18 protein-coding genes and 1 tRNA gene are annotated in these 20,104 nt (G+C 55.7%); 4 read left to right on the top strand and 15 right to left on the bottom strand.

The features are described 5' to 3' along the window. Positions 1–7: 7 nt before the first annotated feature. The 3 genes from M2118_RS01965 to M2118_RS01955 are packed head-to-tail and all read left to right on the top strand — an operon-like array spanning position 8 to position 2,874. Positions 8–802: a 3-oxoacyl-ACP reductase gene (locus tag M2118_RS01965; RefSeq protein WP_280794277.1), complete on the top strand. Its 795-nt coding sequence runs from the start codon at positions 8–10 to the stop codon at positions 800–802. A gap of 11 nt (positions 803–813) precedes the next feature. Further along, positions 814–1,584 (top strand): FadR/GntR family transcriptional regulator, encoded by a 771-nt coding sequence (locus M2118_RS01960; RefSeq protein WP_280794276.1) that lies wholly within the window; start codon positions 814–816, stop codon positions 1,582–1,584. Positions 1,585–1,602: 18 nt separating this feature from the next. Beyond that, positions 1,603–2,874, top strand: a complete 1,272-nt coding sequence (locus tag M2118_RS01955; RefSeq protein ID WP_280794275.1) for an APC family permease — start codon at positions 1,603–1,605, stop codon at positions 2,872–2,874. 17 nt (positions 2,875–2,891) lie between these two features. On the opposite strand, the gene M2118_RS01950 is transcribed toward M2118_RS01955, so the two are convergent. The 10 genes from M2118_RS01950 to M2118_RS01905 form a co-directional block, all read right to left on the bottom strand. Beyond that, positions 2,892–3,722, bottom strand: a complete 831-nt coding sequence (locus M2118_RS01950; RefSeq protein ID WP_280794274.1) for an aldo/keto reductase — start codon at positions 3,720–3,722, stop codon at positions 2,892–2,894. A 20-nt stretch (positions 3,723–3,742) separates the two neighbouring features. Next, positions 3,743–4,267 (bottom strand): adenine phosphoribosyltransferase, encoded by a 525-nt coding sequence (locus M2118_RS01945; RefSeq protein ID WP_280794273.1) that lies wholly within the window; start codon positions 4,265–4,267, stop codon positions 3,743–3,745. 26 nt (positions 4,268–4,293) lie between these two features. Then, positions 4,294–5,703, bottom strand: a complete 1,410-nt coding sequence (locus M2118_RS01940) for an aspartate ammonia-lyase (protein WP_280794389.1) — start codon at positions 5,701–5,703, stop codon at positions 4,294–4,296. A 199-nt stretch (positions 5,704–5,902) separates the two neighbouring features. Continuing rightward, positions 5,903–7,306, bottom strand: a complete 1,404-nt coding sequence (locus tag M2118_RS01935; RefSeq protein WP_280794272.1) for an aldehyde dehydrogenase family protein — start codon at positions 7,304–7,306, stop codon at positions 5,903–5,905. A gap of 28 nt (positions 7,307–7,334) precedes the next feature. Beyond that, on the bottom strand, positions 7,335–8,201 hold the full coding sequence (locus M2118_RS01930) for a carbon-nitrogen hydrolase family protein (RefSeq protein ID WP_280794271.1): 867 nt from the start codon (positions 8,199–8,201) through the stop codon (positions 7,335–7,337). Beyond that, positions 8,201–9,139, bottom strand: coding sequence for a bifunctional riboflavin kinase/FAD synthetase (locus M2118_RS01925; protein WP_280794270.1), 939 nt, complete (start codon positions 9,137–9,139; stop codon positions 8,201–8,203). Before M2118_RS01925 ends, M2118_RS01930 begins: the two co-directional genes overlap by 1 nt. Continuing rightward, positions 9,139–9,555 (bottom strand): hypothetical protein, encoded by a 417-nt coding sequence (locus M2118_RS01920; protein WP_280794269.1) that lies wholly within the window; start codon positions 9,553–9,555, stop codon positions 9,139–9,141. Before M2118_RS01920 ends, M2118_RS01925 begins: the two co-directional genes overlap by 1 nt. A gap of 26 nt (positions 9,556–9,581) precedes the next feature. After that, positions 9,582–9,950, bottom strand: a complete 369-nt coding sequence (locus tag M2118_RS01915; RefSeq protein WP_280794268.1) for a hypothetical protein — start codon at positions 9,948–9,950, stop codon at positions 9,582–9,584. Between the two features lie 5 nt (positions 9,951–9,955). Then, positions 9,956–10,891 (bottom strand): tRNA pseudouridine(55) synthase TruB, encoded by a 936-nt coding sequence (gene truB / locus M2118_RS01910; protein WP_280794267.1) that lies wholly within the window; start codon positions 10,889–10,891, stop codon positions 9,956–9,958. A 77-nt stretch (positions 10,892–10,968) separates the two neighbouring features. After that, positions 10,969–11,044 (bottom strand) — tRNA-Lys (locus tag M2118_RS01905). Positions 11,045–11,307: 263 nt separating this feature from the next. Here M2118_RS01905 and ald point away from each other — a divergent pair. Continuing rightward, positions 11,308–12,423, top strand: coding sequence for an alanine dehydrogenase (gene ald / locus M2118_RS01900; RefSeq protein ID WP_280794266.1), 1,116 nt, complete (start codon positions 11,308–11,310; stop codon positions 12,421–12,423). A 5-nt stretch (positions 12,424–12,428) separates the two neighbouring features. Here ald and M2118_RS01895 read toward each other — a convergent pair whose 3' ends face one another. The 5 genes from M2118_RS01895 to M2118_RS01875 all read right to left on the bottom strand — a co-directional run bounded on the left by M2118_RS01895 (position 12,429) and on the right by M2118_RS01875 (position 20,096). Next, positions 12,429–14,960 carry an FtsK/SpoIIIE domain-containing protein gene (locus M2118_RS01895; RefSeq protein ID WP_280794265.1) on the bottom strand — a complete coding sequence of 844 codons (2,532 nt, stop codon included), beginning with the start codon at positions 14,958–14,960 and terminating at the stop codon, positions 12,429–12,431. A 67-nt stretch (positions 14,961–15,027) separates the two neighbouring features. Then, positions 15,028–15,663, bottom strand: a complete 636-nt coding sequence (locus M2118_RS01890; protein ID WP_280794264.1) for an FHA domain-containing protein — start codon at positions 15,661–15,663, stop codon at positions 15,028–15,030. 10 nt (positions 15,664–15,673) lie between these two features. After that, complete coding sequence (locus tag M2118_RS01885; RefSeq protein WP_280794263.1) at positions 15,674–17,872, bottom strand: transglutaminase domain-containing protein; 2,199 nt, start codon at positions 17,870–17,872, stop codon at positions 15,674–15,676. After that, a complete protein-coding gene (locus M2118_RS01880) occupies positions 17,869–19,134 on the bottom strand; it encodes a DUF58 domain-containing protein (protein ID WP_280794262.1) in 1,266 nt (421 codons plus the stop codon). The genes M2118_RS01885 and M2118_RS01880 overlap by 4 nt, the downstream gene beginning before the upstream one ends. After that, entirely contained in the window at positions 19,134–20,096 is a 963-nt protein-coding gene (locus tag M2118_RS01875; RefSeq protein WP_280794261.1) for an AAA family ATPase, read from the bottom strand. The genes M2118_RS01880 and M2118_RS01875 overlap by 1 nt, the downstream gene beginning before the upstream one ends. Positions 20,097–20,104: the final 8 nt, after the last annotated feature.

The raw sequence follows: 20,104 nt of genomic DNA, 5'->3' as shown, positions 1-20,104 counted from the left end.
AAAAACAATGAGTATCGAAAAGATTGACCTCACCCAGCGTCTTGCCGGCAAGGTTGCTGTCATTACCGGTGGCGCAAGCGGTATTGGGTTTGCCACTGCTAAGCGCTTCGCAGCTGAAGGTGCCACCGTCGTCATTGGCGACGTCGCTCCCCAAGAAGCAGGCGAAAAGGCAGCTGCTGAAGTCGGTGGCCTCTATGTTCGCGCTGACGTCACAGACGAAGATCAGGTGAACAACCTCTTTGACACTGCTTTCAAGGTTTATGGCTCTGTCGACATCGCCTTCAACAACGCTGGTATCTCACCACCCGATGACGACTCGATTGAAACCACTGAGCTTCCTGCATGGAACAAAGTTCAAGACGTCAACCTCAAGTCGGTCTACCTCTGTTCACGTGCTGCACTGCGTCACATGGTGAAGCAGCAAAGTGGCTCCATCATCAACACGGCGTCTTTCGTTGCAGTGATGGGTTCTGCTACCTCGCAGATCTCCTACACCGCTTCCAAGGGTGGCGTTCTTGCCATGAGCCGCGAGCTGGGTGTGCAGTTTGCTCGCCAGGGCATCCGCGTCAACGCTTTGTGCCCTGGACCAGTCAACACTCCTCTGCTCCAGGAGCTCTTCGCTAAGGACCCCGAGCGCGCGCAGCGTCGACTGGTGCACATCCCAGTTGGTCGCTTTGCAAAGCCTGAGGAACTTGCAGCTGCTGTTGCCTTCCTCGCCAGTGATGACTCTTCCTTCATTACCGGTTCAACCTTCTTGGTTGATGGCGGCATTTCTTCTGCCTACGTCACCCCTCTGGACTAACACCACCTCCAATGTCACCTGACATCCAAACCGGACTGGCCGCGGTAACAAGCCCTCTCAATGGGGACTTGTTACTTCGGCCTGTCCGGGGCGGGAATACCTATGAGGAAACGGTAGAGCGTTTACTCCAAACCATCCGCTTAGGGCTAGCCCTGCCAGGTGTTCAGTTCCCACCAGAACGGGAGTTGGCCACGATGCTGGATGTGAGCCGGGACACCGTTCGCTTAGCAATCTCTTCGCTCGTGGATGCGGGCTACCTTGTGGTGAAGCGTGGACGCTATGGCGGTACGTTCGTCTCTGAAACCCTGCCCGAAAAGCCATTACGCATGGGCCGCGATGGTGAACTGACCCATCACGTGGATTTCACTCACGATGAGCTAGAAGATGTCCTCATTCTGCGAGAAATCCTCGAATGCGGCGCAGCTCAACATGCAGCAACTCGAAGCCTGAGTTCGGTAGAGCGAGAACAACTCTGGGCAGTACTCCAAGAGACAGCAGAAGCATCTTCAGAGAATTACCGCATGCTCGATTCACGACTCCACTTGTTGATTGCGGAATTGACCGGTTCTCCTTCATTGCTGTCACAAGTGGCAACCTCACGCATGCGTCTGAATGAACTTCTGGACGGCATCCCCTTGTTGCCACCTAACATTTCACACTCGAATGAACAACACGAAGCCATCGTGTTAGCAATACTCACCGGTGATGGTGACAAAGCCAGTGCAGCTATGGCAGACCACGTATCAGGCTCTGCAGCCCTGCTTCGTGGCTTCCTTGGCTAAACATGGCAGAGTAAATCTGTGAGTGAACACAAAGGCACCCTCGGCATTGCCCAGGGAACTGCCCTCTATATCGCCAGCGTGCTCGGCACCGGCATCTTGGTTCTCCCCGGCTTAGCAGCGCAGGTTGCAGGACCCGCTTCAATCCTCTCTGTCGCGATCATCTTTGTATTGTCCATTCCCTTGGCAGGAACCTTTGCCGCACTAGCTGCCCGCTATCCCGATTCCGGCGGTGTGGCCAGCTATGTGCGCAAGTCCATGGGAAACACCTGGGCCCGGGTAGCTGGCTACCTCTTTTACTTCGGCGTTGCCGCTGGTGAACCGGTGGTTGCCGTCATGGGAGCCGAATATGTGGTTGCCATCACCGGCGCCGACCGCTCTCTCCTGCCCGCAGTTGCCGCCGTTCTCTTCCTGGTTCCATTCACCTTGAACCTGTTCGGGGTGAAGGTTGCTGGCTGGGTTCAGCTAGGCCTCAGCGCACTTCTTGTGGTTGTTGTCGTTGGCGTGATTGCCTATGGCGCTCCTGCCGTGCAGGAAAACAGCTTCCAGCCCTTCATGCCCCATGGTTGGGTTGGTGTGGGGGTGGCGATCAGCTTGTTTGTGTGGGCATTCGCCGGCTGGGAAGTCGGCACCCACATCGCAGCTGAGTTCAAGAACCCTCGCAAGACCATCCCTATTGCCACCGGTATTGCCCTGGTCATTGTGGGAACCGCCTATCTGGCTCTGCAATGGGTCACGATTGGTGTTCTCGGCGAAGATGCCGGCAAGGGCAGCGTTCCGCTGCTGACCCTGGTGAATGAAACCGCACCTAAGGCTGGTTCGATCATCATCGCGAGCATTGCGGCGATTGTGTCTCTGGGCGTGCTCAACGCCTATCTGGCAGCCATTGGCAAGCTCGGTGCCTCTCTGGGACGTGACGGAGATCTCCCCCGCTATTTCGCCAAGGGTGCAGAGCCTGATGAAGTCCCCCGCAGAAGCTTGGCGCTGTCATTGGGAATTTCCATCATCTTCTTTGCCATCTTGTTTGCCCAAGACTTCCAACTTCTCAGCTTGATTCCCATCCACCTGAGTTCGATGGTGGCCATCTATGTACTGGGCATGACGGCAGCAGTGCTGATCTTCCCTCGCTGGACCTGGGACTGGTGGGTTGCCGTTGTGGCACTGGCCATGACCATCGTGCTGTTGGTCTTGAATGGCCCGAACGTGCTCTTCACCGTCGGCGTGGCTGTCATTGCGGTAATTGTGACGCTGGTGAAACGCCAATTAGCCAAGAAAGCAGCACGCGCTGCCTAACTTGTCGTTCTTTCGAACTACATCTCTTCGTGCGTATTGGGGTCCCCACCCCAGAGGCGTCCCCGTTCCAGGCCAGAGATGACATCCATCTCCTCAGGAGAGAGGTCAAAGTCAAAGCTGTGCAGGTTCGACATCTGGCGACCACGATCTGCTGACTTGGGCAGCGGCAAAGCACCGAGCTGGGTGTGCCAGCGGAGAATGAGCTGTGCAGCGGTGACTCCACGAGCCTGAGCGAGGTCGGTGATGACCTTCTCGTTCCGCAGTTCTTCTGTCTTACCTAGTGGGCTCCAGCTCTCGGTTTGAATACCGTGCTGAGCGTGGAAGGCACGCATCTGCGCCTGGGGGAAGTAGGGGTGGAGTTCGATCTGGTTCACAGATGGCACGACGCCAGTGGCGTCAATGATTTTGGTCAGAAACTCTTCAGTGAAGTTACACACACCGATGCTTTTAGCTAGACCGTCATCCTTGAGTTCGATCATGGCCTGCCAGGAATCTAAGTAACGGTTCACGCTGGGGTTGGGCCAGTGAATCAAGTAGAGGTCGATGTAGTCGAGGTTCATGGCTTGACGGCTCAACTCAAACGCAGCCATGGTTTCATCAAAACCGTGCGCAGCGCCTGGAAGCTTCGTGGTGACGATGATTTCTTCGCGAGGAACACCCGAGGCCGCAATAGCCTTGCCAACCTCAACCTCGTTGTTATACCGAGTCGCTGTGTCGATCAGGCGATAACCCTCATGAATGGCGTTGACGATGGATGCAATGCCGTCATCACCGGTGAGCTTGTAGGTGCCCAGACCAATCTGGGGCAGAACAAGACCGTCATTGAGCTCATATGTGGGAGTCGTCATACTCCCCAGCTTAGAGCGAGCTAGAGCGTGACGAGAGAGTGAATCTCACGCCCCGCCAGGCGCTCACGTCCACCTAACGCATCAAGCTCAAGCACGACCGCAATACCTGCCACCTGCCAACCTGCGCGCTCAATCAGCGACACAGAAGCACCGATGGTGCCACCAGTGGCCAGGACGTCATCGAGTACCAGAACACGAGAGCCAGTGGGCAGAGAAATGGGGTTCACCTCAAGAGTCGCTGTTCCGTATTCCAGGTCATACGTTTCACCAATGATGTCGCCGGGGAGCTTGCCGCCCTTACGAATAGGAAGCACTCCCACGCCTGCATCAATGGCAGCTGCAGCTGCCAGCAGGAAGCCGCGGGCTTCCAAGCCCGCCACAGCATCGAACTGACCCACGAATGGCTCAATCAGTCCATCCACGACGGCACGAAAGGACTCTCCGTGCGCAAAGACTGGTGTCAAGTCACGGAAAAGAATGCCTTCGGAAGGAAAATTGGGAACCGTCAGCATGCGTTGCATGACGACATCAGTCGCGTTACTCATGTTTCCAGAGTAATGGGCTGTGGTTACTAGGCTTCCATTCCTGAAATCTTGGCGGGCGAGAGCTCGCGCATGACATCTTCTTTGGTCATCAGGCCAGCTTCAACGACGAGGTCAGCTACGGGGCGACCTGTCTTGAGTGCCTGCTTGGCCAGCTCTGCAGCTGGACCGTAACCAATAAATGGAATCAGTGCAGTGATGACACCGACACTCGAGGCAACCATGCCCTCGAGGCGCTCCACGTTGGCAGTGATTCCCACAACACAGTTCACACGCAGTGTCATGCAGGCCTGGGCAAGCCAGCTAATGCCCTGCAGGAGTGAGTAGGCAATCACAGGCTCGAAAGCATTGAGCTGAAGCTGTCCACCCTCGGCAGCCATAGTCACCGTGACGTCATTACCTGCGATGGCATAGGCCACCTGACTGACTGCTTCAGGAATAACCGGGTTGACCTTGCCAGGCATGATCGATGAACCTGCCTGCTGAGCAGGAAGGTTGATTTCGCCAAAACCTGCTTGCGGTCCAGAGGAGAGCAGGCGGAGGTCATTGCTGATCTTGGAGAGCTTGATCGCTGAGCGCTTGAGTGTTCCCGAGAAGCTCATGAATCCACCGGCGTCGCTGGTGGCCTCAATGAGGTCAGGCGCGCTGGTGATGTCGAGACCAGAGATGATGGCCAAGTGGCGCACGGCTGCCTCGCGGTAACGAGGATCTGCAGTAATGCCGGTGCCAATAGCAGTAGCACCCAGGTTAATTTCGCTGAGCATCCAGACAGTCTCGGTGAGACGGTCATAGTCTTCACCGAGGGTGGTGCCAAAGCCATGGAATTCCTGACCCAAGGTCATCGGAACAGCGTCCTGCATCTGGGTACGGCCCACCTTGAGGATGTGCTTGAACTCTTCACCCTTGGCATTGAACGCGTCTCGCAACAAGCTCAACTCGTTGAGCAAGTGTGGCAGCGAGAATGCGAGTGAGAGCTTCACCGCGGTGGGATAGGTGTCATTGGTTGACTGTGACTTGTTCACGTCATCGATGGGGTGCATGTGTTCATACGCGCCCTTTGCGTGGCCCATGAGTTCGAGGCAGCGGTTTGCGATGACCTCGTTAGCGTTCATGTTGGTGCTGGTTCCAGCACCACCTTGAATGACACCCACGACGAACTGTTCGTGCCAGGCACCGTCAATGATTTCTTGGCAGACGCGGTCAATCATGTCTGCCTTGGCCTGGTCCAGGACGCCAATCTCGGCGTTGGCACGAGCAGCTGCCTGCTTCACGCAGGCCAAGCCCACGATGAGCTCAGGGAATACCGAGATGGGACGCTTGGCGATAGGGAAGTTTTCCAGAGCACGAGCGGTGTGAACACCCCAGTAGGCATCAGCGGGAACTTGCATTGCTCCCAGTGAGTCTGTTTCAGTGCGCGTTGCAACAGGTGCGATGGGCATCTGAGCATTACCGGCGAAGTTACCCACACGATCGGTGGAAGAAAGACCGAGAGTATCGATAGGACGGGTTGATGGTGTGGTCTGTTCAGACACTGGTTATCAGCTCCATTGCTGTGTTAAGGACTTTGTGGGTCGACTCGAGTCTAGAACGGTCATTCGGGCACGAACAAGGAAGGCGTCCGGCTATTCGGACAATTCGTTAGCTCAGTTTCCGAAGCAATCCCTTGATGAGCTTCTTCTTGGATTCCGTAAAAGGCGGATAGACCAAAGCCAGAGTTTCTGGCTTGAGGGGTTTCGACAAGATGGCTTTCTCATGACTAAACGCATCGAAGGAGCGCTTGCCGCGGTAGGCACCAATGCCGCTCTCCCCCACGCCACCGAAGGGCAGTCCTGGAACACTCAAATGCAGAATGGCCACATTAAATCCAATAGCGCCGGAGCTGGTGCGCTCGGTGAAAGCACGACGAACCAAAGTGTTCTCGCTGAACACATAGAGCGCCAGGGGCTTTGACCTGGAGTTGATGAAGTCGATGGCGTCATCGAGGTCTGTCACCGTAATCATGGGCAAAATGGGCCCAAAGATTTCTTCCTGCATCACGGGAGCATCCCGCTTCACATCTGCCAAGACTGTCGGTGGGATGTAGCGAGTTTTCGCTACCGGCTTGCCGTCAGCGACGACGCGTCCGTCTTTCAGATACCCATTCAGACGAGCAAAGTGGTTGTCGTTGATGATTCGGCCATAGTCCGCTGACTGAAGAGGATCTGCCCCATAGAGCGCAGCAATGGCAGAAACGAGATGTGCTTCGAGTTCATGCTGAACAGAAGCTGTGGCCAAGATGTAGTCCGGTGCCACGCAGGTCTGACCTGCGTTGAGATATTTAGCCCAGGCAATGCGTAACGCAGCTGCTTCAAGGTCAACAGTGTCATCGATATAGATCGGCGACTTTCCACCAAGCTCAAGTGAGACAGGAGTGAGATTCTTCGCTGCCGCCTCCATCACGATGCGGCCCACGCGACCATTACCGGTGTAGAAAATGTGGTCATAGTGCTGTTCGAGCAGCCACCCAGTTTCTTCGGCAGCACCCTCCACGATGGCAATGGCGCGAGGGTCGAGATAGACAGGAATGAGCTTAGCCAAAGCGGCAGAGGTTGCTGGAGCTAACTCACTGGGCTTGAGCACTGCTGCATTACCGGAAGCAATAGCGCCGATCAGCGGAGCCAACAGCAACTGCATGGGATAGTTCCAGGGCGCAATGATCAATGCCACGCCCACAGGTTCGCTGACAACAAATGCCTTGGCGGGCATTGCCGCCAAAGGAACACTGACCTTTTGTGGCTTGAGCCAGCTAGCAAGGTTCTTGAGCGCGTAGTCGATGTCGCCCAAGATGATGCCGATCTCAGTCAGCTGCGCTTCAGATGCGCTCTTGCCCAGGTCCGAAAAGAGTGCTGCCTCGATGACGCCTTCATTGTCTGTCACCATCTGACGCAAAGCGTTCAGCTGGTTGATGCGCCACTGACGCTTCGCCGTCAAACCTGAGTTATAGGCATCACGGAGGGACGCAACAAGAGCTGCGGCTTCTGACTTTTTCTTCAGCGTGGTCATAGTTCTCACCCTACGCCTGAAGGCTTCATTAGTCGCGGGGTTGAACGCTGTATCGACGAAGTTCCAGCGAGGGGTTCGTCTTCCGCGCATCAATGACAGCCTGAATGTTGACAGTGGCGATGGAGACACCCATCTGATTACCCATGTCGATGAGGGTTTCACCGAGAGGAGAAATCACTCGGGACATCCCCACCGCTATGGGAGGAATCTGGTCTGCAGCAGCCAGGTAAACCGTGTTCTCAATGGCACGAGCAGAGGTCAACGCGGCCCAGTGATGAGCCTTCTTCGGACCCGAGATCCACTCAGCGATGAGGGCAACCATGTGCGCACCTGCATCAACTAAACGGCGGGTGGTTTCAGGGAAGCGCAAATCAAAGCAGGTCTGCATTCCCACCGTGATGTCATCCACCGTGAACAGTTGCGGTGCTTCAGCGGGGTCACCTGCCTGCATCCATTCGCTTTCGAGCATGTCGAAGGCGTCATAGAGGTGAACCTTGCGATATCTCGCCACGACACCAGCGCCTGGCAACACCGCAATAGCGGTGTTGAAGGGGCGCTTATCGTTGGGGTTATCTGAACTTTCGAGCATGCCAATGACGATGGCAATGTTGCACTCGTCCGCGAGCTCTGTCATCGCTTCCACGAAGGGACCATCCATGGACTCGGCATATTCAAACACCCAGTCGCCGAGCTTTCCACCCAGAACAGAAGAGTATTCAGGCAACACAATCATGCGTGCGCCGTTGTGAGAAGCAGCGTGAACCAGCGCTTGGATGGTGCTCACGTTCTCTGCAGGGTTGGGTCCCGGACCGAACTGGGCAACAGCAACCTTCACTCCACCCACATCCTGGGATTCACCGAGGTCGTCGTTCTTGGTGTCGAATTCTTCAGCCATTACTTTCCCAATCCCAGGATCACTCGGGTGACATGAACATCGTCATGCATTTGTTCAATCAACGGCTCAACGCCGGTGTAGGCAACCATGCCACGAATGTGAGCTGCGAACTCGATGGTGACCTCGTGGCCATAGAGGTCAAGATTCTGATCTATCAAGAACGCTTCGACAGTGCGCTTGTTCACACCTTCAAAGGTGGGGTTGGTGCCCACAGAGATTGCTGCTGGGAAACGGTCTTCTCCGTCTAGGAACCACCCAGCGTAGACACCGTCACTGGGCACGAGCCCAGTGGCCTCTTGAGAAAGGTTTGCCGTGGGGAAACCGAGTTCACGGCCTCGTTTGTGGCCGTGAACAACTTCGCCATTGACGCGAGGCAGACGCCCCAGCAGTCTTGCCGCTGCGGCGACATCACCAGACGCCATGAGCTGACGGATAAGTGAAGAAGAAACACGAACCCCGTCAACAGGTGCCACATCATCGATGAGTACCACGTCAAAGCCAAGTTCAGCACCGAGTTCCTGCAGGGTTGTCACGTCACCGGAGGCGTGGTCCCCAAACCGGAAGTCATGGCCAACCAACACCACTTGGGTATTGAGTTTTCCCAGCAAGATGGTGGTGACAAAGTCACGAGGACTCAAGCTCGCAAGTTCCGAATCGAAAGCCAGCACCAAGCTGGCATCGATGTTTTCTTGATCAATCAAGTCCAGACGATCTTCAGTCGAGAGGATGTCTGCGGGGAGCTGATCAGGAGAAAGCAACGAAGCGGGGTGACGGTCAAACGTCACCACCGTGGACTTCAGTCCACGGGTGGCAGAGATGTCACCGAGTTGGCGCAAAATCTCGACGTGACCTAAGTGGACACCATCAAACTTGCCAATAGTGACCGCACTTGGCCCCCACCCAGCAGGAACCTCACCCAGACTGCGCCAGTGAAACATTAGGCGGGCTTCTTCTCAGGGTGACGACGGAGCCAGATAAGTCCCAGAATCGGCATCACGAGAGGAATGAAGAGATACCCCATACCGAAGTAGGACCACACAGTGGGGTGCGCAAAGAGCGAGGGAACGAGAAGGCTGAGAAGCCCGACAATGAGCACGCCGGCAAGTTCAAAACCGATCGTGATCTGCGCAATGCGGAACCACACCGGACCACGAGCAATCAAAGCAATGGTCGCCACCACATAAACCACTGCGGCGAGCGCAGAAAGAGAATACGCCAAAGGTGCTTGATCAAACTTGGCCACGAGTTGATAGAAGGAACGACCAGTAGCAGCCAACGCCAACACCAGATACACCGCGATCAGGATGCGACCAGCGCCAGAGCGGCGCGTTGCAGGTACTGAGATGTCAGTCATGTTGAGCTAATTCTAGTTTCTGAAGACTATGCGCTCTGGATGAACCAAATCTGGCCCATGCGATAGAGCATGATGGCAACAGCAAGTTGGGCAACACCCAGAATCACCGTGCTCCAGCGTGAACGATCAATCAATGCCCAGAATCCTGCTCCGACGGGCAAGAAGATGGCACTGATGAGATAGATATAGAACTCAAACAGGCTTCCCGTCGGCTGGTTTCCTGTCAACGGTCCGGCAATAGTCACGGCGAGCTGAACAATCAACAGCAACGCAACCACACCGGCAAAGGCCATGGTGAGGTCACTTGGACGACGTCCCATCAACCCCAGTGCAACAGCAAGCACGCCACCAGTAACGGCAACACCAATCTGCAGGGCAGTAAACCAGTCGATCATGAGAGTTACGAACTTTCGGTTTCTGTGGGGAAATTCACCACAACGCGAGTCTGGTTTTTCTTCACCGTAACCAGTCCCACCAGCCTATCTCCTGGGCCGATAGCTGCGACGGGCTCCTTACTGTCCGGATACCCTTCCAACACAACCTTCTTGCCTTGAGAAAGCTCTACAGCCTGAGTTTCATTGAGGTCCACAGCGTTGAAGATTCCACGAGCCACATCGGCGGGCGACATCAGCTCTGGAGCACTTTCTAATTTGTCCAGATCATGAGCATCAGTGACGTGGAAGGAACCAATACGGGTTCTGCGCAGCATGGTGAGATGTCCCCCCACGCCCAGTTTGAAGCCCAGGTCTCGAGCAAGTGCGCGGATGTATGTTCCTGAGGAGCACTCCACGCGAACTTCAACATCAATGAACCCGTTGCCGTCCTCATCAGATCCGCGGGTAATGCTCTGAATCTCAAAGGCGTGGATTGTGACGGCACGAGCCTTGAGCTCAACCGTCTCCCCAGCGCGAACCAACGCATAGGCACGTTTGCCACCGACTTTGATGGCACTGACAGTGCTGGGCACTTGTTCAATCTCACCCGTGAGCGGAACGATTCCGTCGGCAATCATCCCGTCTGTGACGCGATCAAGCTGTGCCTGGGGGGCAAAGCCCAGTAGATCACCTTCTGCATCACCGGTAGTACTGGAGGATCCCAGGCGAATCGTGGCGACGTATTCCTTGCTCAGCCCCACAATGAAGGTGAGTAGACGCGTCGAGGGCCCCAAACCCAGGATGAGCAACCCTGTTGCCATCGGGTCTAAGGTTCCAGCGTGACCGACCTTACGAGTACCAGCAAGACGGCGAATACGTGCGACAGCATCGTGACTAGTAAAACCCTGTGGCTTATCAATCAACACGATCCCGTTGGGAGCTGGAGTTGTTGTGGAAGCCATAACCCAATTATCCCGGATAGTGAAGTTCTCGATTTATTAAAACAAAAAGACCACCTGGCGAGAGGTGGTCTTAGTGTTGGTGCACCCCCCGGGACTTGAACCCGGAACCCACTGATTAAGAGTCAGTTGCTCTGCCAATTGAGCTAGAGGTGCAGTTGGTTCGAAATTGTGTTCCGAACCGAAGGTCAACATTATCACCCGAGAGCGAACTGGTCGAATTGAGCTCAACAGGCAGTGCGCGTGAGCCAAGCCACTATGCAATGGCCCTCAGTGATTCCTGAGGATATCCGCACTATTTTTTCTCATTTTTACGAAATCCGTATCTAAATTACAAAAAAACTTCCGATTTCGTCGCACAACTAGATAAAGTAGGGAGGTACTCACCCAATGAGGGGTGAGACTGTACTAGGAGTGTCATGAAGGTCGCAGTCCCCACCGAAATCAAGAACAATGAGTTCCGCGTTGCAATTACCCCCGCAGGCGTGCACGAACTCGTTGGTAACGGACACGAAGTTCTCGTTCAAGCTGGAGCAGGTCTCGGCTCTTCGATCACCGATGAGGCATACAAAGCCGCTGGTGCGAAGATTGTCGCAACCGCTGAAGAAGCTTGGGCTGCAGCAGATGTTTTGCTGAAGGTAAAAGAACCTATTGCCAGCGAATACAAGTACTTCCGTGAAGGACTCGTTCTCTTCACCTACCTCCACCTCGCAGCTGAGCCTGAGCTCACCAAGGCGCTCGTTGATGCCAAGGTCACAGGTATTGCTTACGAGACTGTACAGCTCCCCACTCGCCAGCTTCCCCTGCTCGCTCCAATGAGCGAGGTTGCAGGTCGTCTTGCACCAATCCTCGGCGCTAACGTCATGCTTAAGCCCAACGGTGGCCCCGGTCTTCTGGTTCCTGGCGTTCCCGGAACCCACCCCGCCAAGGTTGTTGTTCTTGGTGGCGGTGTTGCTGGTACGAACGCGGTGCAGGTTGCCGCAGGTATGGGTGCAGAAGTAACCGTTCTCGACACCAACCTCTTCCGCCTGCGTGAGCTTGACGCTCTCTATGACGGACGAATCAAGACCATTGCGTCGAACTCGTTCGAAATCGAGAAGGCTTGTCTTGAAGCCGACATGGTGATCGGTTCTGTATTGATCCCTGGTGCGAAGGCTCCCAAGCTGGTCAGCAACGACTTGGTCAAGCGCATGAAGCCAGGCAGTGTTCTCGTGGACATCGCAGTGGACCAGGGTGGCTGCTTCGCAGACACTCACCCCACTACTCACGCAGAGCCCACCTTCCAGGTTCACAACTCGCTGTTCTACTGCGTAGCAAACATGCCCGGTGCTGTTCCTAACACCTCGACCTACGCACTGACCAACGCAACCCTGCCTTACCTGCGCTCCATTGCGAACAACGGATGGCATGCAGCACTCAAGGCTGATCCTTCACTGCGCTTGGGCCTCAACACCCACGCTGGTGCTGTGACCAACGCACCTGTTGCACAGGCTGTTGGTGTCGAATACAGCGACCTCGACGCGATCTTCGCGTAAGAAGTTCACAGGATGACCCTTGTGGTCGAGCCATCAGGTTCGACCACAAGGGTTTTTCCATACCCTGCGTGAGGAAATAGTCCTGACCGGAGGCGTAATCCCCTGAGCTCCGAACTCGTGCAGCCATCGAGAACAAGAACTGCTGACTGCTTCAGAGAGCTCAGTAGAGCCGACCGGGACATCCACTCATCTGGCGTGCCCACGACGATGGAATATTCGCTGTGCGTTGTGACAGACAACTCGGTAGCAAGGTCGCTGAATCTAGTGGACTTGTCTGGTTTCGATGCACTCATGAACTCTCGTTTGCGATGAGTGACCACGAGGTAAGAAGTACTCGCCTGGAAAGTGAGGCGAGGAGTCTCAGATTCTTGCATTTCTCGTCCTTCTACCTTGACGAGCTGAACGTCATGCCGGTTCCACCGTGCCCTTCCAGGCTGACTACCCGACAGCAGCCCGAGCACTGTGGGAAACAACGCGAGCAGCCCGGTCACCCCACGTAGATGCTCAGAGCAGCCCATCACGACAGCACGGCCGGTTTTCGGCGCTTGTCTGACGTGGCGGGTCAGGCACAGCAGAAACTCTTCACGGTGCTCGAGATCAAAGTCTTCCAGAATGGCATCGAGGTCATCGATGACTATGACCTCGCCTTCAGGCAGCGCTCCCCCAACAACGACGTCCCATGCGTGTTCTGCATCAGCAATGACTGCGGCACCGAGTTGCTGCGCAATGAGGTGACAGGCATTGCTGGTGCCTGACCGTGCGGGGCCGGTAATGAGCAGATTGCCGTCATTGCGTGGTGAATACTGTGCCCAGGTTTGAACTTGATGCTCGGGAATATCCGCCATTCCCAGCCAAGCAACACTCTCAATGCGTGTGGGCATCTCGTCAGGGTGAATAACCGAAGACAAAGGGGGCAACCAAGGAGATCGTGGGGTCCAACCTGGATTCTGTTGCAACCACTGGTCGGTCTTGGCTTCCACGACCTCAATATCTTGCGCAGAAAGCTGTGCTGCGTGAAACTCGCGCTGTTCTAACCCCGTTCCGGTGAGCACTGCACGCCCGGGAATATGTGGCAGCGCAAAGGCAGCGTCATTGCCGAGAAGGGCCTGAGAATCTTGTTTTTGTGAAACACGAAACCCCACACGCAACGCACAGTTCGCCAGTACAGCATCTCCCAGAGACCCACCCACACGCTGGCTTGAAAGAATCAGGTGAATACCCAGCGAACGTCCTCGTGCGGCAAGGTCAACGAAGATAGCGGTCAATTCAGGAAACGCCTCCAGCACAGCGCGATACTCATCCACGATCACGATGAGGCGGGCAAGGTCGACGTTCGCACTGAGTTCAGAAATATCCCCCACTCCTGCGTGAGCTAGTGCACGTTCTCGGTAGTGGATTTCTGCGCGCAAAGAAGTCATGGCGCGGTGTGCTTCTGCGTGGTCTAAGTCTGTGAGCATTCCAACCACATGTGCCAAACCCGTGAGCTGACTAAACCCGGCTCCTCCTTTGAAATCAACCACCAGGAAGGAGAGTTCATCGGGTGAATAACTCGCAGCTAAAGCCACCATCCAGGACTTCACAAACTCTGTCTTGCCTGAACCCGTCATTCCTGTCACCACAGCATGCGGTCCGGCAGAAACGAGATCAAGTAACAGTGGGTGTGATCTCTGCCTCCCCACATTCACCACCACGCTTTCCCTGGCTGACTGCCATTGCTCTGTGGTGTTGAGAACAGTCTCAACCTGGCTAGGTATGACTTCTGCAACCTGCACAGCTTGTGGCACTTCAGAAAGCAGCTTGGGCAGGATGAGATTCGCTTCTGCGCGGCTGAGGAGATCCACCGACAACTCGATGGGGATTGCGGAGCCATCAATTGTGTCCAGGAGCGTGGCACGTCCGCGGTCCACTTTGAGGAGAAAGCGAAACCCCAGTGGAATGGGATCCATATCAGCCACATAGCTCACCGAGACTGTGCAGCTCTTTTCAGTGGAGAGTAAGCCAACGAGTTCCGGTTCTGCGGACATATCAAGACCCACCCGAGTGATTTCCTGGCTTCCCCAGTTCCATGCCAGCTGGAACGCAATGGCTCGCATGACAGAGCGCGTCTCCACCTCTGAGCCCCTGAGCGCAAGCCCAGAGGTGGCATCGAGAATGACAGGTAATCCACCTGTTCGTGCAATGCCGAGACGAATTACCCGCTCAACTCCGACTTTCTGTGCCCCCGCGGCCCACTGAGGCCTCAGAGTGGTGTCGGGGCGTGCATAGAAGCTACTGGGTGGATTGCGGCGCAGGGTTTCTTCTCGATGTGCGAAGGATTCCAATTGGCGCTGCTGGGACTGGGCTGCTTCCTCTTGGTCATCACGCTCTGCTTGTTTGAGTGCTTCTCTCTTGGAATGGAACCTGCCGTCAAAGAACTGTGCCACTGCCATCACTGGGCCTAGCAGAGCAAAGAGAAGAGTGTAGGCGGAGCCTGTGACCAGCCACAACACAAGACTGGTGACGAGAGGAGCGATCAGAGCAAAGACAGGAAAGCGCATGGTCGCACTTCACCAGAAACTAGATACTGAATTCACTCACGGGTGAGTGTTCGTGGATAACTGCGTTCTAGCTAATGGTGAGGTGGAGATCACCAAAGTCCAGGCGGGTGCCGCGCACGACGGTGTAGCGAGTGCCTGGCTGAGCACGACGTGGAACTACTCCTGGCTCGCGCACGATGGTGCCATTACCGCTGTTCCGATCTGCAATCCACAAATCATTGCCGTCAACACCAAACTCGAGGTGCGTCTTAGACACGGAGCGACCTGGGTCAGAGACCACAATGAGGTGCTCGAATTCTTCACCCTCAGCGGGGGTCGGCATGCGACCAAGCAAACCACTCTGTGTGATCTCAACACTGTCGCCGTTGCCCAGAGTGATCGTGAAGGACACCATCGAAGTCAGTTCGTTTTCTGTTGCGAACCGAGGGGCTTCTACGACCCGCTTGGGTGGGGCTTCAAAGAGTTCAGAGAGGTCAACACCCTCAATCTGCTCAACAATGTTTGTTGACGTGGTCTCAGGTTCCTGTGATGGAGCTGTGGTGAAAGATTCTGCTGGGGGAACTTCTGCAGGCGTAGGCGCTGGCTCGGCGACAGGCTCTGCCTTCACGACCGGAATGGCCTGCGTGCGGGCGACAGAGCTCCCACATTCACCACAGAACAAGGCTCCCTCAGGAAGCGCGCTCTGACAGACCTCACACAACATGGTTGTGATGTTACCGGCGCTTGGGCAACCAAGCCGTGAAGCGAGCCCATGAGAGACCAAATGATTTGACTGAGATCTTGGCTGTGAACTTTTGCCAGCGGGTCAGGTTCGCACCCATTTCTCGCACAACACCATCTGCTTCAGACCACGCACGAATCACTTCTGCTTCAGAGAGAGGATCAGCAGAGTACTGGGCGGTGTCTGCAAGAACAGCAACACCGGTTGCGGCAGAAAGTGAACTCAACTCAGCGAGTTCTTGACGCGTCATCGAGGCCGTGGCTGCCGTTCCGTGATCGAGCAGAGCGTCGCGGACCTCATTCCACGCACCCTCAACGCGCTCACGGGGATCTGCGGCGCTGAGACGCGCGTGGCGTCGGCGCCGCTTCGCCACGATGACACCGAGGAATGGTGAGGCCAACAAGCCCAACCAGAGAAGGGTCCAGCCGAGCGCATTCACCACAGCAAGAATGGCCTGCAGCACAGGATCTACTTCTGAGGGCTGCTCTTCATCAGCAACTTCAGGAGCTGAGCTGTCGTTGAGTTGTGGTTCGTCCTGAGCAGGAGGCTCCACTGCTGTTTGAGGGAAGGCCACTTCGGTGGGGTCCTGAGGCTGCTCTTCTGGAATAGGGCGCTCACCTGGGTTGGGGTTGACGGCAACCCAGCCTTCTGTCGTGGAAATCTCAATCCAAGCCGTCATCTCTGCGCCTGTGAAAGTAACAGCAGTAGTTGCATCAGTTCCTTCTGGAGCGATGAAACCCATCACAACGCGAGAAGGGAAACCGATCTGGGTGGCAATCAGTGAAGCAGCTGCCGCATATTGCTCTGCGTCACCGACCATGGGGCTTGCAGCAAAGAGTGCAGCCACTCGGTTGGCGCCATGGCCAGAAGCACTGGGCACCTCATCGGGACCGCCATGGCTAATATAGCCCTGGTCAGTCAGCGCAGTGAGCGTCGCGTTCAGACGCTCCCCTGCTGTGGTCTTGCCTTTCGAGGACAGTGAAACAAAGGCATCGAGACCATTCGGCATCACAGCAGGTGCTGGAACGATGGCATCGCCTGGCTTGAGGTCACTTATCGAGGAGATGGATACCTCGGGAGCGGCAAGACCGGTTGTGCGATAGCTATCACCCTCGGAAAGACCAGAGGTCACCGCCCCGGTTCCCGCTGGGCGACTGTAATAGAAGGCATCTGTCAGTGCACGGGAACCGGCACCGGTGAAGCTAAATGAACCTAGTTCACCCGTCAAAGGAACCCATGCTCCCGTGAGCCCTGAGATAGTGATCTGGGCAGAAACCTCGTCGCCGTTCTTGGCTGTTGTGGGGATAGAGCCTGGCAATTTAGTGAAGTCTGCTGCAACGCCACCCACCGAATACAGCACGCCGGTGTAGTTATCCAACGTGGCAATGCTGACGCGTTGGCCTGCGCTCAATCCGGTCACTGAGATGAGATCTCTGTTCTTGTTATCACCGGTGACATAGGAGCGATATTCAGACAACGGGCTGGTGTCATCTTGAAGAACGAAGGGTTGGTCGATTTCTGTCCGCCAGACAGTGCGGTCAGCAATGGGGGTAACCAGCACCACAGCAGAAGCGACAACTGCTGAGAGAACCAAAATACCGAGAGCTCTGAACCCCGTGCGCGCGACTCCCACCCGGCTCGAAACAAACCACAGTGCAATGAGAACAAAGACACCCACGGTCACCAACACACTGGCAAAACTTCTGCTGGGGCCCAACCAAATAGCAACACTCAGTGTGACGACAGGAACCAGCGCCGCGAAACCTGCATGTGCCTTGGTACGACTCAAACGTAGGCTCAACACAACCGTAAAGAGTGTCCCCACCATCGACAGCAACAACACGGGAACGAGCAATGCCTCGTATGAACCCACGGGAGGCATGACGGTCACAAGTTGCTTCCATGACAGAACAACGCCGGTTATTAAGCTCAGTTCTCCCTGCAAGCTGGGCAAGAACCCGAGGAATGCCTCGCCCGGAACAGCCAGCGGGACACCGAAGACCAGATAAGCCACGACGGCTGTCAACACCGTGCGCAGTACGGACCACGATCCCCGCGCAGAAAGCAGTGCAATCAATGCACCCAGGATTGCGCCACCGGCAAGTGCAACAAAGAAGCCAGGGTCCTGATACACCGGCCAGAGTGGCACCAACGAAACTACGACTGCGAAGGCAAGGAATACGGCTCTCACGACGACACCGCCATGCGCTTACCGAGGAGTTGTTGCAGGTCATCGAGGCGACCAATGGTCGCCACGGTCAGTCTGCCCATCCTGCGCGTGACGGGAGAGGCTTCTGGAGCACAGCTCACCACGACAACTTCCACACCAGCAGGGAATGCCACTGACGCCGAGTGCAAGGTCTTGGAATCAACTGCTGCACCTGTCACCAAGAAGGCAATAGAAACATCTGCCGCCTGGGCTGAGGCCAGTCTCGACAATTCCACAATGTTGGGGCTGCCTTCTTGCAGATGAACTCCAGAGAGTTCATCGAGAAGGCGGTCACGAGAAACGGTGGACAGGGCACGGATCCGAGCAGGAACTGCTCCGCGCTCTGCTCGGCGGCGTGAAGCTAGTTCTCTGGCCGCCTCACGTAAGGCGCTCAAGCGACCTGTTGCAGCGGGCCTGGCATCTGCACTGACCAAAACAGAGAGGTCACGGGTGTCACGAATGGCTCGAACACCCAGTGAAGCAGCTGCACTGACGGCCAGTTCAAATTCCTCGTCGGTGGCGAATACTTCTGGTTCAGTATCGAGCGCAATCATGAGATGACTGCGACGGGTCTGCTCAAACTGACGAACCATGAATTGGCCCGTCTTGGCAGTGGACTTCCAGTGGATATTCCGGCGGTCATCTCCGGGAACATATTCACGCAAAGCATGGAAAGACAGGTCGCTGTCGGTGAGGTCTCTCGTGGGATTCCCCTCGAGGTCACGGACGAAACCGGTGCTCATGCTGAGCAAGCCAATAGTTCTGGGGTGAATGAACAGGGTGCGAACATCCCCATGAACTACTTCTCGAGAGATCAGCCCCAGTGGGTCTTGACGAATCACGCGAGCAGGTCCCACTTGGACCATGCCACGGTGTTCAGTGGGAACGGGCAAGGTGATGTCGTCGTGAGCTGCCTTGCGCAGGCGCCCCACCTGGGTTTCCACTTGCTGCTCCCCCACAGGAACAACAACATCTAACGAGGCCAGTGAATGACCTGTCGGGTTCGACACACTCACGACAAGTTGTGCTTCGTCACCGACGACCACGCGTTCATGCGCGAGGTGGAAGGACACGTCGTGGGCATGACGGAAGAGGGCGTAGAGCGTTGCCATGCCAAAGGTCACCAGCCCGGCAACACCCAGACCAATGAGTTCAATCCATCCCTGCGCAGCACCAACGACAAGGCTGAGCAGGGCTACAACAGCCCAGCCCCAGCCTCTCGAGGTGACAACGCGGAAGTTCATTATGCGGCAGGCGCTCCCACAGGAAGATCAATCAAGATCTTGCCGACAACGTTATTTGCGGTGACGCCATCAAACTCTGCTTCTGGGTCCAACACGAGACGGTGGGAAAGCACAGAGTCAGCAAGTGCTTTCACATCGTCAGGAATGACGAAGTGGCGGCCGAGCGACGCTGCGTAAACTCTTGAGGCGCTTACGAGTGAGAGAGCGCCTCGAACTGAAGCTCCTAGTCTCACCTCAGGAGCAAAACGTGTTGCCTCAACAATGTTGGTGACGTAATCAGTTATTCCTGGGTCTACGTGCACAGATTTAGCAAGTTCAATCAATTTAACAATCATTTCTGCAGGCACTACACCTTCGAGTTCAACCTTTTTTGTTTTGCCTGAGTTTTCAAGAATGAGCCTGGTTGACGCATGGTCTGGGTATCCCAGCGATGCCTTCATCAGGAAGCGGTCCAGCTGCGCCTCGGGCAACCGGTATGTACCCGCCTGTTCAATCGGGTTCTGCGTTGCAATAACCATAAAAGGTTCACCCGTGGGGTGAGTCACACCGTCAACGGTGACGTGGTGTTCTTCCATCACCTCAAGTAGAGCCGACTGCGTCTTTGGGCTGGCACGGTTGATCTCATCTGCAAGCACAATGTTGGAGAAGATGGGGCCCTTGTGGAATTCGAAAGCGCCCTTCTTCTGATCAAAGATGCTCACACCAGTAATGTCACCGGGTAGAAGGTCAGGAGTGAACTGAATACGTGAGTGGCTTCCCTGCACGCTCTGTGCCATTGCACGAGCGAGCGAGGTCTTACCCGTTCCGGGGTAGTCCTCCAGGAGCAAGTGGCCGCCGCTGAGCATGGCAGTGAACGCCAGGCGGACGGTGCGGTTCTTGCCCAGAAGTACCTGTTCCACGTTTCCGACGAGCTTGTCGAAAACCTTCTGGAACCCGGCTGCTTGTTCGGGTTTCATACTCATGTTGTGCC

The sequence above is a fragment of the Aurantimicrobium minutum genome, from assembly GCF_029892845.1.
GTDB classification, from domain to species: Bacteria; Actinomycetota; Actinomycetes; order Actinomycetales; family Microbacteriaceae; genus Aurantimicrobium; species Aurantimicrobium minutum_B.
This window is presented reverse-complemented; position numbering and strand designations above follow the sequence as displayed.